Consider the following 21,533-nt stretch of genomic DNA (forward strand, 5'->3'; position numbering starts at 1 on the left):
CTCTTGCAATGTAAAGTGTTTTTTTGACATTTGCTTGACCACCGCTCGTTTTTTATTCATTGTACACAAAAAAGACCCTACAAGATGACCTTTTTTAAGTGTCCATCTTATAGGGTACATTTTAATAACGGATCAGAACCTTTATATATCCATCCATATAACTGATGTGATTCCTTCTAAACTTAATACTCCTCTGTATACGAATTGCGTCTGCTATTCTTCATACAGCTACTCTTTCCCTGTGAATGCTCTCTTTATTAATCTTCCCGGACACCCACCGGATTCGCGGCAAAATAACGTCCCAGTTCAACGATGAGCGCTCCCATCTTCTCTTCGTCTGGTACAACCAGCGCTTCAATACCTTCCTCACGCATCGCATTCGCCGTAACTTTACCAACAGAGGCTGGGACTACCCCTTCTTTGAAGGCTGTCAGCATCTCCTCCAGCTTACCTTGAGATGTCGCATATTCCGTCAAAAACCGAACCTGCGGCCCACTTGTAAAGGCCACTGCATCTAACTTATGCTGAATTACTTCGTTCAGCAGTTGCTCCAGCTCTGTCTCTTCTGGCGGTACGTGACGATACGGCAATACCTGCCGCACAACAGCTTCTTGTTCTTCTAACCATCGAACCAGCTTGGGAGCCGTTTCCCCATGCAGCTGTAACATCACCTTTTTGCCTGTAAGATCATGCGAGCCAAATTCACGAATCAGTCCGTCTGTACTGCCGTCATCATCTCGTACCAGAGGTGTTAGCTTCAGCTTTTTTAACGCATTTACCGTTTTGTACCCTCGCGCTGCAATACACGATTCAGCCAAGACATTCCGAAGTTGTCCGGCTACATCCATGTCCTCAGCCATGTCGAACAAAGCATCCAGTCCCATACCCGTCGTAAACACTGCCCAATCCGGCGGATCAGAAATCCAGGAGACCAGTCCATCCCGAATGTTACGATCATCCAGAAACACCGTGCCTTGTGCTGGACGCACAAGCGGGATTCCGCCCATTTTCTCTACCAATAGAGACATCTCTTTGGACTTTCTCGGTCCGGTTAATGCCACACGTACCCCTGCCAAATGTTGAGCCATTCATGTTCCCCCCGTTATTAAGCCGAAAGTTCATCAATCTGACTACAGTATACAGGGTACTTCTGCGGAGGGAAACCATGCTTGCCTGCTTTCCAGGCTCTCAAGCTATAACAATTTTTTATGATTTTCATCAGGAAGGCTGCAGATTACCGCCGCCATGTGATGTTTTACCTTTCTTCTCTATGGACTTTTCCGCTGACTTATCACCAGACTTTTCTTCTGACTTCCCTTCAGTTTGATCTGATTCACCAGATGCCTGCTCCTGCTTCTGTTCACCTTCCTGCTGTTTGCCTCTCGAGGCCCTCTCTCCCGATTCAGAGTTCGGTGCATGCCCAGCCTCCTTTTTGCGCGGACGAAGAAATAGAAAGAATACGATTGGAAACAGCACCTCAAATACAATGGCAACCCATGTCCATTCCCGTGTAAATCGATTCAGTTGGATCGCATTGCGGAAAAACCAGAACGCACATACAAAACCCAGCAACGCAATGGGTCCGGTCAGTACTTTACCAGACACTTTGGGAATCATGCGTTTCAACCCCCAGCACACTAAATACAGGTCAAACGCAATCTTTGTAATAATACAAGGCAAAGTTGCTGCCGCAAGCGCCAGATCGAATCGATCTAGAAAGTCACTAATCTGCAGCTGTCTTGCCAGCTCATACGATGGATATACAAGTCTTGAAGCAATGGGTACACCGATGGAGGTGATCGTTTCTATTACAATAAGCATCATAAGCAGTCCCGTGACGATGTTGCCTGTAACGATGGACTTTACTCGAAAATCACTTCCCCTTACGATAAAGGGCAGAAAAATCATCTCTCCATAAAACGAAAAGAGATACCAGCTCCCCCTGCCCACACCCGCCAGGTCAACATCGAAATAGGGCTTCAGGTTATCCATATTGATCTGCTGAATTAGCATAAACGGCACAATGATGGAGTTTAACAAAAAAAGCGCTACATATAACTCCACCATGCCAATCAGGGAGCCTAGTCCTCCCCGCACGATAAATATAGCCATGACAAGCAGAGAGAGCACGATAATCGAGATCGGAGTTGTTTCCAGCAATGTGATACTCACATAATCCCCTGTTAGCCGAATATCTCTCGCGAATACAAAGAAAAAAAACGCGATGTACATCAATCCGGCCAATCTTCCCAGAAAGGGAAATCGTGTCACTAACGATTCAAATAGATCCTTGTCCGGAAAACGCCGCTGGACACGGCTGAGCATCCACATTGATGCAAACATAATCAGAACCACCGGTATGTAACAAAGATAGGCATGCTGTTCTGCATAATAAATGGCTTGTGCATGAGGTTGCAATAGTGTCCCCGTAATACTAAGCAGCATAAGCATCAAGACCATTTGCCTGTGCGTTACCTTCTGAATCATCCTGTACCTCCTTCCGTCTCTGTTTCTTACATATCAAGATGCCATATCATCAAGGCATGGGCAGTAGACGTTGAATAACATGACTCATCCATACCGATACAAATACGGTTTTGTTCAACGTTGTAACATAGAACCAGATGCCTATTCCAAGCGCTATCATTCCATAAGACAACCAGCGATTAATGGGTGCCGCTTGTTTCAGATGCCTGAAATCCATAATCAGCACCCCGATCACCATTGCCAGATAGGTGTACAGCAGCGGTTTAATCATGTATGATATCCTCCTCTACAACTCCAATCGGTTTATTGACAATACCGACATTCTCAATAATGACATGCGGTTCCACACTTACCTGAACATCCGGATAAAGTACCTCCCAGCGATCTTTAATCTTGTCCCACTCCTTGGGTAACTGCCTATGGATGGAACGGCCGATGCCGAGAATGTCTGCTTTGAATTTCTTCTGAACCAGCCTTACACCTTCCTCAATATCCTCTTTGATCTTCCGGTGCACGGCTTCATTCAGATTTAAAATTTCCTTCTCGCGCCTGTCACCATAATCCGATTCATTGTCCACAAGCACTCCTTTGGCATACATCTGAATGGTCACACTCACTTTGCCATTCACAATCTTGGGATGAAGGGAGGAATTGTTCTCGTTTAACTTGATAAACATATCTCCTTTGCCGCGCGGAGCTTTAATCATGACTTCGGGTTCATTAGCTTCACCCATGGCAAGAATTAATGCATCGGCCGGAGCCTTGTCCATCATGCCCACCAACTTGTCTTTTTTGAAAATAGCCAAGCCGTCCAGTTTGATATTGGTTATGGCGCCCTTCCAATCCTGTGGTACATTGTCTGAAACGGATGCGATAGGTAGAAAAGGGTCCACTCCTTCATCCAGAATCGAGTCTATGAATGTTTTAAGGGATCTTGGATTCCTCATGTTAAGAAAACATAATTCCCGAACCATCTCGGAAGGGAACTTCTCAATGGGTGCATCCGTGTCTATAACTTTATGTGCTTCGCCTCTGGTGACAACAGGCATTGCCGATAATCGGTTTAGCGGGAATCTAGTGAATAGGTCAAGCATCGGGGCAACCCCCTCCCGTGCCAGTTCTTCTCCAATAAGAATGGTGCGGCGATGAGCATAATAAATTCGGCGAGAGAGTGACTTCTGACCCTGAAGCGTTGTCCCACGTAAAGTTCGATCCGTGTTGGAGAGGATAAACCATGGCTTGTCACCGTTTGTGCCGCCCCCACCCCCTTCACTTCCCGAAGCTCCAGATTGTCCAGGAAGGGCAATCTGGAGACTGGAACGGTATTCATCACCTTCTTTATCCACAGCAATACCGATGACAAAGGCGACATCATTAATCTCTTCGCGATCCCAGCAACCTGCAAGCAGAGAAGTGCACAGGATCAATGAAATGACAGCCCTATATTTTATAAGAAACCGCATGGAATCACCATCCTTCCTCTGCTTCGGGTGAACCATTAATATCTCTGGTCATACGTTTACGATCCCGATGCACAGTTGAAGGGCGATTGATCATTTTCCACCAAGGTACCCGGACCAGAATATCTTTGGTATCCTTTTTGTTATATGGACTTACTCCGGATAGATACGGCACACCAAAAGACGTCATCTGTGTCAGATGTACGGAGATGAGCACCAGACCAATCACGATGCCGTATAATCCCAGCATGCCTGCCAGAAGCATGATCGGAAACCGTAACAGCCTTACGGTAATGGCAAAGTTGAAGCGCGGAATGGTGAAGGATGCAATCCCCGTCATCGATACGATAATAACCATTGGGGCAGACACAATACCTGCCTGTACCGCTGCTTGACCAATCACAAGGGCACCGAGAATACTGACCGCTTGCCCCACCGTTTTGGGTAACCTGACCCCTGCCTCCCGTAGCGCTTCAAAGGATAATTCCATAATGAGCGCTTCAATAAGTGCCGGGAAAGGGATGGCTTCACGGGCACCGGCAATGCTGAGAATCAGTGTGGTTGGAAGCATGTCCTGATGAAAGGTCGTAATCGCGATATACAATGCTGGCAGGAACAAAGCAATAAACACAAACAAAAAGCGGATCCAACGAATCAAATTGGTAATGAAGAACCGCTCATAATAATCCTCACTAGCCTGTAACATCTGCCACATCGTCACGGGAGCAATCAATGCAAACGGTGTGCCATCTACCATGATGGAGAACCGACCTTCCAGCAGATTCGCGGCAACTGTATCCGGGCGCTCCGAATAGTGCATCTGTGGAAACGGGGAATTCGGGTTATCCTCGATAAGTTCCTCGATATAACCGCTCTCCAGAATACCGTCGATTTCAATCTTCTCCAGACGTTTTTTGACATCCTGAATCAATTGAGGATCGGCGACTCCCTCCAGATAGACGAGAACAACATCGGTTTTGGTATCGGAGCCCAGTGTCATACTCACCATTTTGAGTGCAGGTGTCTTCAGCTTAAAACGAAGCAAAGCCGTGTTCATACGTAGCGTCTCGGTAAATCCTTCACGCGGCCCCCGGATGACGGACTCCGTCTGCGGCTCCTCTACACCTCTCCGCACTCCGCCTTTTACGTTGAATAACCATGCTTCGGCTTCTCCGTCCATAACCAGTAACGCCGATGAGGCAAGCACACCCTCGGTCGCAGCAGCCCAGGTCTGAACTCGCTTGACCTGTGTTAATTCAATTCGTGTATCATCTATCGGCACATCCGGCTCGTCAGTCCGTTGCTGGATCAGCCCTCGAATAAGCGGGCGTAGCATATGCTCCTGAATATCGGCCGAATTCACAATCCCTTCGACATACACGAGAAGCCCCTGAATCTCCGGTGTGATCATAACGTTGCGGAACACGACATCCGAAGAGTTCGAGAAGATTTCCTTTAACGCCTGAATTTGATTGGTATGAATGGCACTGATCGGTTGTTTCAGAATAGGTGGGGACGGCAGTCCCAAGGGTACATATTTGCTACTGTCAGTCGTTGATGCTGAAGTCTTGGACTTTTCGCTACCTTTTGATGATTTATCTGACATAAGCCGCCCCTCCATTCTTGTTTTTTATACAAGGTAGCTTGTGCCAGAAAGCCGAGAATTATGTGGTCTTTTTTACAAAAAAAAGCCTTCCGTGAAGGAAGACTTAACGATGATCGAAACGATCAACTTGAAAACTGAACCATACGTGTTAAATCAATAACTTACACCATGAACAGAATAACAAGCTTAGATCATACACTTATCTCTGTTCGGTTAGTCAGCAAAATAATCATCAGGTATATATTGAATTTCCGACTTGGCATAGATGGTGAGTGTATGCCGCTCGCTGTCATATTTTACGCGGTCGCCGTCAACATAATACCAGTGCTTTGTCAGAGGACGGTCTTTGCGCTGTACGAAACGGAATACGTTTAATTCCTGTCTCAGCTCAATAATCTTCAAGGCCGTCTGCTCATCAAGTCCCGTTACAGTGAACAGGTAACCTGTTCCTTCCTGCTGAAAGCGATAAGACAAGGCTGCATCCGTCTTGCTGTTCGCCAGCCCACGCCCGGTGACCCCATGTTTTACCATAAACCATTCCTGCTGTGCCATACGTAACGTTCCTCCTTTGATCTTGGAGTGGGAGTTCTTATTCTTATTAAGGCAGATCAATCAACATATAAAACGTATCCTCATGCCCTTCCAGCTTCATGGAAGAAGTCTGCTCCACGCGTGCGGTATCTCCTGTATGGAGCACATGTTCATTCTGCAGGCCAAGCTTGCCCTCAATGGAGAAAATGTACATGCGGCGACCTTCGTTCTGTTCAAAATCAAGCGTCTTGCCCTTGGATAACCGACCAAGGTAAATCGTCATGTCTTGATGAACCGTGGCAACCCGCGGCCCACCATCGGATGATGCTACAGGCACAAGAGCGCCTTCCAGAGCAGTTATATCATACGAAGTCGTTTCGTAGGATGGCTGTAACCCTTTCGTATGTGGCATAAACCACAGCTGGAGAAGTCTTACTTCCTCGGTATCTGAGGCATTATGCTCTGTATGAATGACGCCGCTTCCTGCTGACATGCGCTGAATGCTACCAAAGCCTGTTACGGCAACATTGCCCAAACTATCTTCATGTCTCAGCTTGCCATTCAGCACGATGGATACAATCTCCATATCACTGTGTGGATGTGCCCCAAAGCCGCGACCTGGTGCGATGACATCATCATTGGCTACCCGCATGGGTCCAAAAGCAGTGTTGTCCGGGTCCTGGTACTCCCCAAAGGAAAAGCTGTGACTGCCCCGCAACCAGCCACGGTCAAAGCTGGAACGTGCTTCGGATGGAATAACCTTAATCATATCGCTGAACCTCCTCATAGTGGTTAATATTCGTGTATAATCTCCTTATTTTTTCTTAGTAGCATACTTATTCTCATTATATCAAATGTTAAGGTAATACGTCCAAGCCAAAAAGTGACGCTCCTTCATTCAAACCAAAAAGCTCTTTACCTGTCAGCTCGATCCGGCAACCACCGTTACCTCGTCGGACTGGCAAGCAAAGAGCTTGGCCGCAGGCGTATTCCTGCGCTTTAACACTTTCCGTTACACTTTTCTATGAATCGTTATATTATGCTTTGATTATACTCATCCTGTTATGTCGCTTCCGTCCCTAATGCAGATCAGGCACTCACATTTTGGCTGTTCTGACGTGTAGCTCCTTGCCGGTTAAACAGATAATCCAGCGCCAAAAAGCGGCTGCCAGTCAGGAGAAGAGTCAATGATCCTGCCATCAGCATGTAATCGAACTCTGTTCCCATCAAAAACGGTTGCCCCGCCTTGGCTGTGAACAGTGCGCCGACCATAACCGCGATGAACAGCAAGGCAAATACACGTGTACCCAGACCCAGGATCATGGCCGCACCACCTGCCAGTTCAATGACAGCAACAACAGACGCCATAAAACCGGGAATCCCTATACTTTCAAAGAAACCAACCGTACCGCTTATTCCACCCTCGAATTTACTCCAGCCATGTAATAGAAAAATGAGACCAATCATAATCCTTGAGAAAAAAAGTCCAATTTCAATGGTTTTGTTATTCATCATACATCTCCCCATTTCATTCATAATTTTAGTCCGGATGGATTGCTTGGTTCATGGTCGTTTTCTATCCGATCGACCATACAAACAGAACAGTCAGCAGCAGAAACACCGTTACAGAGATTAGAATGGCATATCGCGGTAAGCGCAGTGTAACATCACGTTCAGGGTCGAGCAGACGGGAAATACGCACATTTACAGACGTATCGGCAAATGAGGACTGAATTGTCATCGCTCTTCCCTCCCCAGATGGTGTGCATGTCCGAAGCATTTTCAAGAGCGCACTGCCAATACCTGCGGCATTCCCCGTACGTTCAATCGCTTCGTTATCTGCTAAAATCTCTCTGACGATGCGATATTGCTGTGACGTATGCTTCAGCACAGGAATATACGGCATCATCGTAGCAAATACCGAGAGCAGCGTTGTTTTCAGTGGATCTCGGTGCCACAAATGGTGAACCTCATGATACACGACAGCCTTCTCTTCATCCGAATCCAGCATACGGAGCAGGCCAGTGGAAAGCACAATACAAGGTCGCCACAGTCCAATGGTAAACGCAACCGGAGAAGGTTTCCCCACAACAAGAAATCGGGGTTTCTTAAGATGTCTGTATCTTGCAGTCAATTCTTCCGACCAAGCGCGAATCTCCATGGAGCGGAGCTTGGTTACTGCGGCACGCGTCTGGATAATTCGTCTAATCATCATCCAGCTTGTACCAGCAAAAGTCAGCAAAACCAGAAGCAACAGGAACTGACCTACAGACATCCACCCCATACGACTCATCCAGTGATTGCATAGCCATAGCAGATTCAACCGGATGTCCCATCCAAATATTTTATACATCGCATACATGAACATCTGCATGAGCACGAGTACCGGAATACCCAACCCGACGGTGAACAAAATCTTGGAACGGGTCTTCCACATCTTAATCGTTATCCTTTTTCCATTGCTTAATCTTCATTTCGAGCCGTTCAATCAAGCCTTCATCGGCTTCATCTAACGCATCCAGCATGTGATTCACTGCCAGTGTCCCGAATTCGTCCACCAATTCCTGGGACAGTTCCTTGGATTGATCGTTCATAAAGTCCTCCCTGCTTTGTACCGGCCGGTACAGCGATGTGCGGCCCTTCTGTGTTTTGCCGAGTAATCCCTTATCCACCAACCGATTCATCACAGTCATAACCGTATTGAAATTTACGTCTTTGTCTTGTTCCAGTGCCGTCTGTACTTCACGGATGCTGCTGCCGGGACGAGCCCACAATACTTCCATAATCTTGGCCTCAAGTGGTCCAAAAAAACGATTCAGTCCTCGCTCGCCCACTTTAAAATTGAGTATTCTCATATTCTGACACCCCTCACACTACCCATTGTAGTGTCCAGAAATGAGAAGTCAACCTCTATGTCAGGTATTTTATGTAAATGATTTGTAAAAATGTTTTTCATTTGTGTATAAAAGTACATAAGAAAACCGGGCAATTCTGCAAAATTGCAGTCATACCCGGTTCGTATCATGACCTTTCCAAGCTGGCATAAAGACCAGCTATTCGCTTGTGCGAGATGCGGGAAGTTCCCGCGTCGACAGATAATCTCACTTTATTTTGGCATATGCCCAGAGATATCTACACCCAAGCCATGAGCCAGTCGTCCACCCAGCTGTCCGTCAGCCCGGAAGAAGTGGCATAATGCTCTCATCTGGATATCTGCCGGTACGGATTTGAGATCATTCGTCAAGTTATCCAGCAGATGTTTCTGTTCTTCAGGTGTGAAGGAACGGAACAGTTCCCCTGCCTGCGTGTAATCATCTGTTTTTTCAATCTTTTCTCGTGTGACATGCCCCTGTAATGGAACCTGAGTTTCCCGATAAGCCGGATCTTCCTGTGGACTGTTACCTGAGCTGCTAGGCTCATAGTTTACGGGAGATGGGTCTTGATTTACGTTCATGAGCCCATCACGCTGATGATTGCGGACAGGTGCATACGGGCAGTTCACTGGAATTTGGAGATAATTAGTTCCAAGACGGTGCCGCTGTGTATCCGGGTAAGAAAAGAGACGACCCTGCAACAATTTATCCTCAGAGGGCTCAATGCCTGGCACAACGGCACTTGGTGAAAATGCGGCCTGTTCCACTTCCGCGAAGAAATTCTGAGGATTACGATTCAATGTCATGGTCCCTACCGTCTGGAACGGCAGTACATCCTCAGGCCATGTTTTCGTTGGGTCGAGCGGATCAAAAGAGAAATCATCCATCTGCTCCGGCTTCAGCAACTGTACTTGCAGCTTCCACTGGGGAAAATCACCATTCTTGATATGCTCATGCAGATCACGTGTTGCATGGTTGAAATCCTGACCCTGAACTTCAGCAGCTTCCTGACGTGAGAAAGCACGAACCCCTTGAACCGATTCCCATTTGTATTTTACATAGTGAACTTTGCCTTGGGCATTAATCCATTTAAATGCGTGTACCCCGAAACCATCCATCTCCCGGTAACTCGCAGGCGTTCCCAGATCAGAGAACAGCCAAGTCATCATATGAGTTGATTCCGGAGAGAGGGTCATAAAATCCCAATATCGAGCCGGATCTTGAATGTTGGTATCTGGAGCCGGTTTGAGAGAATGCACCATATCCGGAAATTTAATGGCATCACGAATAAAGAAAACAGGCAGATGGTTACCCACAATGTCGTAGTTTCCTTCACGTGTATAAAATTTAACAGCGAACCCGCGAGGGTCACGCGCGGTCTCCGGAGAACCTGTACCATGAATAACGGTAGAAAACCGTACAAGCACATCGGTTTCTGTGCCTGGCTCTTGCAGGAAATCAGCTGCCGTATATGCCTTCATGCTCTGCTCCAGCTTGAACACCCCGTGTGCCCCTGCACCTCTTGCATGCACAACCCGTTCTGGGATACGCTCACGGTCAAAATGGGCAATTTTTTCGATCAGGTGGTAATCCTCCAACAAGGTTGGTCCTCTTCTACCTGCCGTGCGCGAATTCTGGTTATCTCCTACCGGTGCTCCCTGGTTTGTTGTCAAACGATCTGTCATCCTGTCGTCCTCCTTATAATAGGTCTCATGTCTGCTGTATCTATCTACTAATTCCAATCATATTCGTTGTTCGCTAAAATATACATTTAGACTTGATCTAACTTTTAAAATCATTCTAACATGTCCCATCTATCTACTGCATGAGGTTCGTATGAGGTTCAGATGAGGTTGTTACGCTAAAGATGAACCAATTATGAAGAGAGCGAAACAGGCTTCATATATCAACGAAACATAAAAAAGCGCAGACCGTTTATTCAACGATCCACGCCATATTTCATCTTAATTAGCATAATCAGCATCTCAGTGATGACCGCTCATCTAGCTCATTTTACTGAACTCATTATGTCTTTAGATCATCAGTCCTGTAAGATCCTCATACCCCATGCGGGATAATAAGCCATTACCATCTAACTCCTGAACGTTCTTCCCGCTCTTATTTAATTCCATCTCAAGTATGCACTGCAGAACTTCGGCGACAAACTTGGGCTGGTTCAAATTAACAGCGTATGTTACACCCTCTTTCTTCATCCGTAATCCTTCATTTAAAGGACTGCCGGAAATGGGTGTATCTCTGGTTACAAATTTAATGATATATTTTTTGTCTTTATTTTCCGTAATAATCGTCAGCTTGGATCTGCAGTAGATGTCTCTAGCCGTTCTGTAGCTCCACCAATAAGTGCTCCCATCGACCACTATTTTTCTCATATTATCTAATCCGCCAATCGATAGCCCACGCCTCTTACCGTAACGATATATTGCGGCGAAGAGGCATTATCGCCCAATTTTTTGCGCAAGCTTTTGATATGCACATCCACCACATTGCTTCCACCTGTAAAATCAGTCTCCCAGATATCACTAAGCATCTCTTCGCGCGAGATGACCGCACCTTTGGCATCAATCAGCTTGAGCAGCAGATCATACTCCGTCTTGGTCAAGTGAATGCGATCCTGATCACGTTGAACGCTCATGCGTTCCCGATCCAGCACCAAGTCTTTGAATCCGATTCGCTGTCCCTCTTCAGGTAAAAAAGCTCGCTTGGGCATCACAGGACTGCTGCCAATCATGCGTTGTACCCGGTATAGCGCCTCCTGCGGGCGTGCAGGCCATACAAGCAATTCCTCCTGAAGCATCGGTCCGCTTGCACTTCCAATCATCTTCTCGCCGACCAGGTAGAGACAAGGTGTCGTATGTTCGGCCTCGCGGTTCAACCGGCTGTGGATTCCCGTAAATGCATCAATCGTTCCGGCAACCGAGAGATCATAGATCAGTAGATCAAAAACAAGGCGTTCATGGAGATCCGGTTCCCAGCGGTGGAACACAAGTACGTCAAAACAGCTATCTGTGAGAGCCTTCACCAGTTCATGCACTTGACCCGGCATCGGGCTGATCAGAATGACACGTCTAGTTATCGGGCAGTTGTCCACGAGAGGCGCCGTCGCTGAATTTGCCAGCGCCGGTTTGACCCGAAGCGGCAAACGCCGGCCCGACCATTTCACTTTTACTTGACCCGTTTGGTTTTGCATTCCCCGCAGACACCTCCAAATACCACATGTGCATGATCTATTGTATAACCGGTTTCTGCCGCTACCTGCTTCATCCATTGTGGAGGAACTTCTGTCATCACCTCGTCCACTTTACCGCATACTTCACACATAATATGCTGGTGATCATCCATCCGGGCGTCATATCGGCTTGCTGTTTCGCCAAGTTTTAGCTCCCTGATGAGCTCTTTGTCTGTTAGATAGCGAAGAGAATTGTATACAGTGCCATAAGCCAGATTGTACCCCTGTTCTACAAGCCGATTCATTACATCGGCAGCCGTAGGGTGGTCTTCTGATTTACGTACGACATCATACACCGCTTGCCGTTGTATTGTCAGATTTAACGTTTTCACAACCAAGTCCCCTTTTTATACTGTTTCTCAAGTGTATATACATCTCGAACATATTTGTTCGCTTTAGCATTTTCATATCAAAAGAATTTTGATTTAGATTAAGTATAAATCTTAATGCATAGGGAAGTCAACATTGTCCCGTACGGCTACGTTTTAGAATTTTATAGCGCATTAAAACCAAACCCTTCAAACATTTGGGATTATATGGTTCGCCCCCACACCGATTTTCAGATAAAATAGAGGGATGTGCGTAAAAGGGGGGATGCTGGTTGTTAAGCACGTTTTTTGTCAATCTCTGTGTGATCATTTCCTTTCTGTACCTGTCAGGAATCATCGCCAAATACTACAGCATTCGTTTGCCTTTTCCCTCGCTTCGCGTTCAGCTAGTCGGTGGCTTTTTATTCGGTCTATACGGTACAGTGCTTATGAATTATTCTTTCCATATCAATGACACTACCATTGTGGATCTGCGGCATTTGGCTGTCGTAACTGCAGCCGTATATCTTGGCGGGCTCGCTTCTGTCATCACCGGAATCATCATTGCGATCCTTCGTATCGTTATGTTTGGTGTCACCTCAGCAGCCATTGATGCAGCATTTATTATGATCCTACTCGGGCTGGCTGGTGTGTATTTCGCCTATGCTTCGTGGTCGAGATTAACCAAGATTATTACCATGAACCTCTTAGGCATGACCATGATATTTATCGTACTACTGATGAACACGCCCAGCATGAATACATTGATGAAAGTATATCCCATACAGATGACTATAGCCTTTGCTGGTGGCCTTTTCATATATTTCATCGCGGAATTTATCAATAGATCCAACGAGATGTTATTTCTGCTGGAACGACGAGCCTCCACAGACCATCTGACGGATCTGAGCAATCGACGACAATTCGAACAGTCTCTCCAGTCTGAGCTTCAGCATGCTAGGCAGTATCACCAGAAGCTTTCCTTGCTGGTTATTGATATCGATCGATTCAAAAAGGTAAACGATACGTTTGGCCACTCTGCCGGAGATGCGGTATTGAAGCAGCTTGGGCAATTGCTTGTAGAACATGCGCGTTCCACGGATCTTGTATCCCGTAACGGTGGAGAAGAATTTGCAATTCTATTGCTCGATTGTGGATACCATCAATCCATGGCTATTGCAGAATCCGTGCGGAAAGCCGTGGCCCGATCTCTTTTCATCCTGCCAGACGGGCAGAACGTAAAGCTCACGATCTCCATTGGAGTAGCCGTTTACCCTGATCACTGTGACGACCATGATGACAACGATCTGTTTGACCAGGCTGACCGTGCGCTGTATGAAGCTAAAAATACGGGACGCAACAGGGTATGTTCTCTACCACCCCGTAACATCACGGTTGTGGATAACGATCCATTTTGACATGTCGCAAAATCTTAAAGACGAAACGAAAGGGATGTCCCACCTGCCTCAACCAAGGCAAGCGGGACATCCCTTTCCCATACATTAAACAAATCACATTCTTAAGGTTACTCTACACAACGAGTCAGGCCAGAATTTGTTCAATCTCTGCAATAACAGCAGCATCCAGCTTAACTCCAGAAGCTGCAGCATTTTCCTTAACCTGTTCCGGACGGCTCGCTCCGACCAGAGCGCTGGAAACATTATTTTGCCGCAAAATCCAGGCCAGTGCCAGTTGTCCCACCTTCAGGTTCAGCTTGTCTGCAACTTCAACTAATTGACGTACTTTGCCAATGCGATCTGCGTTAATTTTCCCTTCATCCCAGCCAAGCTTGGCTGCCCGGCTATTCTCCGGAATATCGGAGACAGATGTATATTTCCCTGTCAGCAAACCTTGTGCAAGTGGTGAATAAACAACCTGTCCGATACCTTTACGTTCACCCAAAGGAATGATCTCGCTCTCAATATACCGATCAAACATATTATATACCGGTTGATTCACGACAATACGATCCAGCAACAGGCGATCTGCTGTACCGAGCGCAGCTTCCATCTGAGCCGCTGTCCACTGGCTCACACCTACATACAGCACTTTACCATGACGAACCAGATCGTCCAGTGCACGAAGGGTCTCCTCTATCGGGGTCTCCTGATGATAACGATGACAATAGTAGATATCGACATAATCGGTGCCAAGGCGTCTCAAGCTGGCCTCGCACTGCTCCATAATATGTTTGCGGGACAAGCCGTGATCGTTAGGGCCATCACCCATTTTGTTAAACACCTTGGTTGCGAGAACATAAGAGCTTCGTGAGTACGCTTTCAATGTTTGACCCAGCAATACTTCTGCGGCTCCCCGCTCATAGGCGTTGGCTGTATCGAAAAAGTTGATCCCTTCATCAAATGCCGTTTCAATTGATTTCACCGCATTTTCACGTTCCACATATCCTCCGTACGTCAACCAGCTACCTAAGCTGATTTCGCTTACTTTCAGTCCGCTTCCACCTAACCTGCGATAATCCATGAATGCATGTCCTCCTCAGAATGTAGAAATGATGAAGTTAAGTTCCATATCCTATTGTAACCCAACCTGAACAAATGGAAAAACATATAAGTAGAAACTCAGGAAAAACAGCAAAAAAAGCACACCGCGAGTGATGTGCCTTCTGTAACCTTGGTAGAGAAATTCATCTTCTCTTTTATGGCAAAATAATACTCAGTGCATTTAAAAGCTCCGTCTGTCTAACTGGCTTTGTCAGCACGGCATCAAAAACCTCCGTCTGCTGAATATCCATATGCATCCCATATGGAACGAGCACAATGACAGGCAGGCCTTCAATCTGCTGTTTCAGCGCAATGACGAAATCGACTGTAATGCCCTCACGCAAGCCCAGATCTACAACAGCCACATCCGGCTTATAACCTTCCTTGATCCATTCATATGCAGAGGCTGAACCCGAAGTCATGCGCACATCCATCTCCCAATTCCGCATCAGGGAGGATACGCCCTGCAAAATATCAGGATCTTTGGCGAGTAGCACTTTTTTAGCCTTCAAACGTTGTTGCACACTTGTGATTTGCGGCAAGTCCCAATACCTGCGTAATGGCAATGAAATCCGGAACTCGGTTTCGTCACCTTGCAGACTGTTCACCTGAATACGACCATGCATCAGAATGGCCAGATTCTGGCTGACTGCCAGTCCCAGATTGCTACCAATCAGTTTTTCCGTACTGATCGCTTCCGGTTTGGCAGTCGAAACTCGCAAACGGTTGTCGGATAACATCTGTCCTGTGTATCTAACCCGTAGCAAAAGCAGGCTTGTATCCTCTACTTCATCTCCCCTCATCTCTGCTGTTACCAGTACAGCACCTTCCCGAGTGGAATCCATGGCGTATTGCATCACATGGCCCAACATCTGGCCAATCTTGATCTCATCACCAATGAATACCTGCGATACGTTCAGATTCAGGTTTAACCCCAGTTCTATCTTTTTGCTCGCAGCTGTTCCGGCATAGAGATAGACAGTGTTCTCAATGGTGCTGACCAAATCAAAGGGATCATCATGAATAACCGTTTTTCCTGCCTCATTGATATTAAAATTCATCATATTGTTGAGCAGTGAAAGCAGAATATTACCGCTCGTTTCAATCATGTTCACATACTCAGCTTGTTCCTCCGACATGTCGGGTGTCCGCATCAGATCCGTCAATCCCAAAATGCCGTTCAGCGGATTACGGATCTCATGACTCATCAGTTTGAGCATTTGTGTCTTGGTCATGGCCTCGGATTCGGCACGTTCCTTCTCTGCCTGTAATTTTTCTTGCAATTGTTCTGAATCGCTGAGTCTCTGCTCCTGAACGTGCAGCGCACTCTCCAGGTCAACAACGTATCCCAGAAAAACAGCCATAGCTTTCAGCGTCTTCATATCGGTTTCACTGATGTTATACCCTGGATCATCCATTATGCATATCGTTCCGAAGGCTTCACCTGTTCTACGTACAATAGGTACTCCCACGAAAAATCGATTACCCAATCCACCCGTGACATTCATTGATCGTGTTACAGAATGCTCGGTGGTATCCGAAATGGTAACGACACTGTTATTGTCTCTCAAGACCAGACTACAGTAAGATTCCGTAAAAGGAAGCGTAGTCCCTTTGACTATTAGTTCTTCCTTGCGGTTGAAGGCTTCCAGAATGACATTAGTCACTCCGTCATTCGTGGCTACGAAGATAGTATTCACTCTTAATATGCCACTTAATACGTCCACAATATGGGCCGCTGCTTCTTCAATATTTTCATAGAAGCCTTGGTTAACGCCTTCTACCGTCCCCATGATCCAACCCCTCTTTGTTTGTCTTGGCTGCTATATTAAGTTCACCGATCAGAATGTTGATTCACATGCAGGGGTCTGCCGGGGAATCCGAACGATTGTCACAAACTATACTTATATGTTTAACACCACAGAAGTACTAGAGAATCATCCTGGTGCCTGTAACCTCTTCTTTCATTGAACAGATCTGAAAAAATGCTTCGATCCATGGTATCTAACTTATAAGTTTATACTTGCAGGGTAAATAGAAATTATACGCTTCTGTTTGAATTTTGGGAACCTTAAACCCGCGCCAAATCCCGGAAGATGCTCTCCACCTCACAGGGGGTGTGATCATAATCACACCCAAAAACCCACATATAGTTTATAAATGGATAATACAAATCTACATGTAGTATATAACTCATATATTAATCAAATTATAATCTATTAAAAAATCATTTAGGAGGCACGTTACATGACTATGCTTGAGCATGCCGCACCACCGGCAACCGATCTGTTATCTGACCTGGGAAGACGTATTATTGGCGCAGAAGACGCTGATACGCTGAGGGAGAATGCAAATCTGAATGGAGATTCCTTCAGCGGCAAGATGAGCAGGCTCGGATCGGAGACAGCCAAATGGCATGCCATGCGTCATGTATTGCCAGAGGTGCTTGCCGATGCGGTGGAGAATGGCGATCTGTATGTGCACGATCTGGATCAGTATGCCCTTGGAACAACGAACTGCATTTTTATTCCATTCGATCGATTGCTTGCTTCTGGCTTCAATACAGGGAACGGATCGGTTCGGACACCACAGACCATCATGTCTGCGATGGCTCTGGTCGCGATCATCTTCCAGTCACAGCAAAACAGTCAGTACGGCGGCGTATCTGCCAACAAAATCGACTGGGATCTGGCGCCTTACGTACAACGCTCTTTCATCAAGCATTTCCGCAAAGGTCAACGGCTTTTTAATGAACAAGCCTTGATCACGGATGAGCAGCTTCATCTGAACAGTGCTGAAGCGAAGCAACAGTGCCCGCGGGCATTTGCTTTTGCAAGTGAGGAAACAGAACTGGAAACAGGACAAGCCGCCGAATCTCTTATACATAACCTCAATACGATGAGTAGCCGAGCGGGCGGACAGATTCCTTTTACATCGCTAAACTATGGTATGTGTACATCAGCGGAGGGTCGTCTGGTGTCCCGCTCCCTGCTCGAAGCAACGATTCGTGGCCTCGGACATGGGGAAACGCCTGTATTTCCACAGCATATTTTCCAGTGTAAGCAAGGGGTTAACCAAGCTCAGGGCGACCCGAACTATGACTTATTCCGCCTCGCGGTAACCTGTTCTTCACGGCGCATGTACCCTAACTTTGTCAACGTGGACGCATCATTTAATCTACCTTACTATCACCCGGAAGACCCGGATACGATCATTGCAACTATGGGATGCCGCACACGCACCCTTGCGGATCGGTTTGGACGAAATCGGCAAAGTGGTAAAGGTAATCTGTCCTTCAATACAGTCAATCTGGTGAAGCTGGGAATTCGGTTTGGCATCTGCCAGAACAGTCGGGCTGTTGCGGATCGGGAAGGATTCTATGTGGCCCTGGATAAAATCATGCACAATGCCGTGGAGGGTTTACTTCATCGGTATGCCATTCAGAAAAAACAGCCTGCCAAATCATCGGACTTCATGATGCGTGAAGGGGTATGGGAAGGCGGAGAGAAATTGGAACCGGATGAGCCGGTTGCCGATCTGTTGAAACACGGCACGTTGTCTCTTGGATTTATCGGGCTCGCCGAATGTATGACTGCTATGTATGGACGCCATCACGGACAAGATATGCATGTGTATCGCGAGGCGCTGAATGTCATCCGTACGATGAGAGAGTTCTGTGATCGGATGAGTGAGCTGCATAACCTGAACGTTACGCTCTTTGCTACACCTGCTGAAGGTTTATCCGGCAAATTCACCAAAATAGACCGAGCCTGTTACGGCCCGATCTCTGGTGTGAATGAACGTGAATACTATACGAATTCATTCCATATTCCGGTCTATCATAACCTTCCCGCCTACCGTAAGATTGAACTGGAAGCTCCATTCCATGCTCTATGTAATGCCGGAGCCATCTCTTATGTCGAACTTGACGGCAATGTGCGGGCAAATACATCAGCCTTTATGCGCATCGTACAGTACGCGCTGGCACAGGATATCGGTTACTTCTCGATTAACCATCCGATTGATCGTTGCCCTGAATGCGGGTATGAGGGGGTCATCGGTGATACCTGTCCGGGATGTGAAGTTCACGAAGATGAGGTTCACTTCCAGCGCTTGCGCCGTGTAACCGGTTATCTGACGGGAGATTACAAGGTACGCTTCAATGCTGCGAAGCAGGCCGAAGTGCGGGATCGGGTGAAACACCGGTGAATCTGTTTGGTTACATTCCCGAATCGGTCAATGAAGGAACCGGCCTTCGTGCTGTGCTGTTTATCAGCGGATGCCGCCACGCATGTCCTGGCTGCTTCAGCCCGGATTCGTGGAATTTTCGTGCAGGTGAACCCTTTACAGAAGAGCGGCAGCAACAGATTTTGCATGAGGTCACGAACCATCCGTTGCTGGATGGCGTGACGTTATGCGGGGGTGACCCCTTTTTCTCAGCAGCAGCATGCACTCGTTGGGTACGTCAGTTTCGAGATGCAAGGCCAGATATGACCGTGTGGGCCTACACCGGATTCGAATATGAGGAACTCATCACCGACCCGGAAAGAGCAGAGCTTGCACAGCTATGTGACGTGATTATCGACGGGCGTTACCTTGCAGCAGAGCGTGATGTGTCTCTGCCCTTCCGTGGAAGTCGTAATCAGCGCTTGATTGACGTGCGTGCAACACAAGCATCTGGAAACATCGTTACATTGCATCTTGGTGCAGTGTAACGATGTTTTTTTCTCCTTTTACACCTGAAACCTTTGGATGACCTGATTCAGTTCGTAAGCCAAACTTCTCAGCTCGTGAGAGAGACTCGATACTTCTTCCATCAGCGCCAGTTGTTCTTCCGAAGAAGCACGAGCCTTGTTCGCGTTACCGGATGAATCCGAAGCCACAACACCCAATTGCTCCAGAGAAGCAGCAATCTGATCACTGCTGGCTGACATTTGCTCAGAGGCGGCAGACACTTCATAGACTTGTCCCGATACCTTTTGAATAGATTCGACGATCTGGCGGAAGGTTTCTGCCGTTACAACGGATGTCTCTGCTCCTCGTTTAGCGACATCCACTGACTCTTCAATGGAAGTTACGGCCTTCTCCGTATGATTAAGGATACCTTGAAGAATCTGGTCGATCTGATCAGAAGACTCTTTGGAGCGATTCGAAAGCTTCTGAATCTCCTGTGCAACCACAGCAAAGCCTCTTCCTGTCTCCCCTGCTCTAGCTGCCTCAATGGAAGCATTCAGCGCAAGCAGGCTCGTCTGATCCGCAATATCCCGAATCATGGACATGATTCCACCGATGCTGCTGTTCAGTTGTTGAAGATCATGAAGAACTACAACCGTGCCTGACATGTTAAGTTCAATCTTCTGCATCTGATCGACCATCGTTGTAATATCTGTCTCACCTCGGCTAGCGAGATCCGTTGTATCCGAAGCCAGTTCAGCAACCACCTGAGATGAGTCAGCAATTCGTTTGATGCCAATGACCATCTCGCCGATGGACTCCTGGCATTCATTCGTGGATTGTCGTTGCTGCTCTGCCCCGGAGGACACCTGCAACATCGATTCGGTAATCTCTTGTGAAGCTTCAGTGGTACGTTCCGAACTCATCTGCAGATCCGCAGCTGAACGGGTCACACTCGCAGAAGTGGACTGAATGCCTGTAATCAGTTGCTGTAGCCCCCCAAGCATATGATTAAATGCGTTGGCCGTTTGGCCGATCTCATTGTTATTGCGTACATCCAGACTGACTGTCAGATTGCCGCCTGCTGCCTGCTTCGATACATCTGCGAGTTTCTGTAATGGTCGAAGTACAATTCGAGCCAGAATGACCATAACTATAATCATAATGACCGCAATGACAAATCCACTCCCCAGACTATACAAAAACATCCACATCTGATCCTGCTTCACTTGGGCTGCGTCCAAATCCAGACCAAAAATAGCAATCGTCTTACCCGTATCATCTTTGATCGTGCTTAGATAGGTCACCCATGTTCCTGCAGTATCCGTGTATGATTCTGTAAAAGCGGTTCCGTTCTGGAATACATGATCATATGTATCTTGAACTACTTCTGGAATTTCGTATTCGACACCGGGGACCATCTCCAGATCATAGAGTGCCTGATTGACTTGCACCCCCGTTAAGATCTGTTTCCCATCCCGTTCGATAATATCCGATTTGAATATATAAGCATTGGCAATAGAGGCAACACCAGTCATCGCATCAAGTTGTTCTTTCAATGACGTGAGTTCGGGAGATGTTGGCTTAGGTGAAGCCTCCAGTTGCTGATTCGCCTGTTCTACCCACTTATGGTTGAGCTGAAGCTGATTGGACAGCGCCTTACCTACCTGATTGATTTCTTCGTAGTAAGCCTGCTGACTTTGTTTGAAATTCAACACACTCATCAGGATGATCATTACAAACAAAATGATGGCAATCAGGACAGAACTGGTGAAAATTAAACTTCGATTGCGGAAGTAGCGTAACATTGCAGATTCCCCTTTTCCCTTACTTTTCTAGCTTACAT

Annotated in this window: 20 protein-coding genes; 3 read left to right on the forward strand and 17 right to left on the reverse strand. The window is 46.9% G+C overall.

The window, feature by feature from the left end; translation table 11 throughout:
* Positions 1-257: 257 nt before the first annotated feature.
* The 14 genes from M3629_RS21970 to M3629_RS22035 all read right to left on the reverse strand — a co-directional run bounded on the left by M3629_RS21970 (position 258) and on the right by M3629_RS22035 (position 12,536).
* Positions 258-1,088 (reverse strand): uroporphyrinogen-III synthase, encoded by an 831-nt coding sequence (locus tag M3629_RS21970; RefSeq protein WP_154984465.1) that lies wholly within the window; start codon positions 1,086-1,088, stop codon positions 258-260.
* A gap of 130 nt (positions 1,089-1,218) precedes the next feature.
* Positions 1,219-2,487, reverse strand: coding sequence for a GerAB/ArcD/ProY family transporter (locus M3629_RS21975; protein WP_251510320.1), 1,269 nt, complete (start codon positions 2,485-2,487; stop codon positions 1,219-1,221).
* A gap of 49 nt (positions 2,488-2,536) precedes the next feature.
* Positions 2,537-2,758, reverse strand: a complete 222-nt coding sequence (locus M3629_RS21980) for a hypothetical protein (protein ID WP_154984463.1) — start codon at positions 2,756-2,758, stop codon at positions 2,537-2,539.
* Entirely contained in the window at positions 2,751-3,950 is a 1,200-nt protein-coding gene (locus M3629_RS21985; protein WP_186812327.1) for a Ger(x)C family spore germination protein, read from the reverse strand. Before M3629_RS21985 ends, M3629_RS21980 begins: the two co-directional genes overlap by 8 nt.
* Before the next feature lie 4 nt (positions 3,951-3,954).
* Positions 3,955-5,553 (reverse strand): spore germination protein, encoded by a 1,599-nt coding sequence (locus M3629_RS21990; RefSeq protein WP_251510322.1) that lies wholly within the window; start codon positions 5,551-5,553, stop codon positions 3,955-3,957.
* Between the two features lie 213 nt (positions 5,554-5,766).
* Complete coding sequence (locus M3629_RS21995; protein ID WP_251510323.1) at positions 5,767-6,105, reverse strand: hypothetical protein; 339 nt, start codon at positions 6,103-6,105, stop codon at positions 5,767-5,769.
* Positions 6,106-6,151: 46 nt separating this feature from the next.
* On the reverse strand, positions 6,152-6,853 hold the full coding sequence (locus tag M3629_RS22000; RefSeq protein WP_251510325.1) for a pirin family protein: 702 nt from the start codon (positions 6,851-6,853) through the stop codon (positions 6,152-6,154).
* Between the two features lie 320 nt (positions 6,854-7,173).
* A complete protein-coding gene (locus M3629_RS22005) occupies positions 7,174-7,596 on the reverse strand; it encodes a DoxX family protein (RefSeq protein ID WP_154890356.1) in 423 nt (140 codons plus the stop codon).
* 64 nt (positions 7,597-7,660) lie between these two features.
* Positions 7,661-8,521 carry a M56 family metallopeptidase gene (locus M3629_RS22010; RefSeq protein WP_251510327.1) on the reverse strand — a complete coding sequence of 287 codons (861 nt, stop codon included), beginning with the start codon at positions 8,519-8,521 and terminating at the stop codon, positions 7,661-7,663.
* Position 8,522: 1 nt separating this feature from the next.
* Complete coding sequence (locus M3629_RS22015; RefSeq protein ID WP_090924139.1) at positions 8,523-8,939, reverse strand: BlaI/MecI/CopY family transcriptional regulator; 417 nt, start codon at positions 8,937-8,939, stop codon at positions 8,523-8,525.
* Between the two features lie 251 nt (positions 8,940-9,190).
* The gene (locus tag M3629_RS22020; RefSeq protein WP_251510329.1) at positions 9,191-10,642 is read right to left on the reverse strand and encodes a catalase; all 1,452 of its coding nucleotides are present in this window, start codon (positions 10,640-10,642) and stop codon (positions 9,191-9,193) included.
* Positions 10,643-10,990: 348 nt separating this feature from the next.
* Positions 10,991-11,347, reverse strand: coding sequence for a hypothetical protein (locus M3629_RS22025; protein WP_251510331.1), 357 nt, complete (start codon positions 11,345-11,347; stop codon positions 10,991-10,993).
* Positions 11,348-11,352: 5 nt separating this feature from the next.
* Positions 11,353-12,165, reverse strand: a complete 813-nt coding sequence (locus tag M3629_RS22030) for a winged helix-turn-helix transcriptional regulator (protein WP_251510332.1) — start codon at positions 12,163-12,165, stop codon at positions 11,353-11,355.
* A complete protein-coding gene (locus M3629_RS22035) occupies positions 12,141-12,536 on the reverse strand; it encodes a Fur family transcriptional regulator (protein WP_251510334.1) in 396 nt (131 codons plus the stop codon). Before M3629_RS22035 ends, M3629_RS22030 begins: the two co-directional genes overlap by 25 nt.
* A 269-nt stretch (positions 12,537-12,805) precedes the next feature.
* On the opposite strand from M3629_RS22035, the gene M3629_RS22040 reads away from it, so the two are divergent.
* Positions 12,806-13,930, forward strand: coding sequence for a GGDEF domain-containing protein (locus tag M3629_RS22040; protein WP_251510335.1), 1,125 nt, complete (start codon positions 12,806-12,808; stop codon positions 13,928-13,930).
* A gap of 124 nt (positions 13,931-14,054) precedes the next feature.
* Here M3629_RS22040 and M3629_RS22045 read toward each other — a convergent pair whose 3' ends face one another.
* Both M3629_RS22045 and M3629_RS22050 read right to left on the reverse strand, forming a co-directional pair.
* A complete protein-coding gene (locus M3629_RS22045) occupies positions 14,055-14,993 on the reverse strand; it encodes an aldo/keto reductase family protein (protein WP_251510337.1) in 939 nt (312 codons plus the stop codon).
* Positions 14,994-15,168: 175 nt separating this feature from the next.
* Positions 15,169-16,806, reverse strand: a complete 1,638-nt coding sequence (locus M3629_RS22050) for a hybrid sensor histidine kinase/response regulator (RefSeq protein ID WP_251510339.1) — start codon at positions 16,804-16,806, stop codon at positions 15,169-15,171.
* Between the two features lie 454 nt (positions 16,807-17,260).
* On the opposite strand from M3629_RS22050, the gene M3629_RS22055 reads away from it, so the two are divergent.
* Complete coding sequence (locus M3629_RS22055) at positions 17,261-19,222, forward strand: anaerobic ribonucleoside triphosphate reductase (protein ID WP_251510341.1); 1,962 nt, start codon at positions 17,261-17,263, stop codon at positions 19,220-19,222.
* The gene (gene nrdG / locus M3629_RS22060) at positions 19,219-19,728 is read left to right on the forward strand and encodes an anaerobic ribonucleoside-triphosphate reductase activating protein (protein ID WP_251510342.1); all 510 of its coding nucleotides are present in this window, start codon (positions 19,219-19,221) and stop codon (positions 19,726-19,728) included. Before M3629_RS22055 ends, nrdG begins: the two co-directional genes overlap by 4 nt.
* Before the next feature lie 18 nt (positions 19,729-19,746).
* Here the strand turns inward: nrdG and M3629_RS22065 are convergent, their stop codons facing one another.
* Positions 19,747-21,495: a methyl-accepting chemotaxis protein gene (locus M3629_RS22065; RefSeq protein WP_251510344.1), complete on the reverse strand. Its 1,749-nt coding sequence runs from the start codon at positions 21,493-21,495 to the stop codon at positions 19,747-19,749.
* Positions 21,496-21,533 lie beyond the last annotated feature (38 nt).

This window comes from Paenibacillus polysaccharolyticus (genome assembly GCF_023714295.1).
GTDB lineage: Bacteria > Bacillota > Bacilli > Paenibacillales > Paenibacillaceae > Paenibacillus > Paenibacillus polysaccharolyticus_A.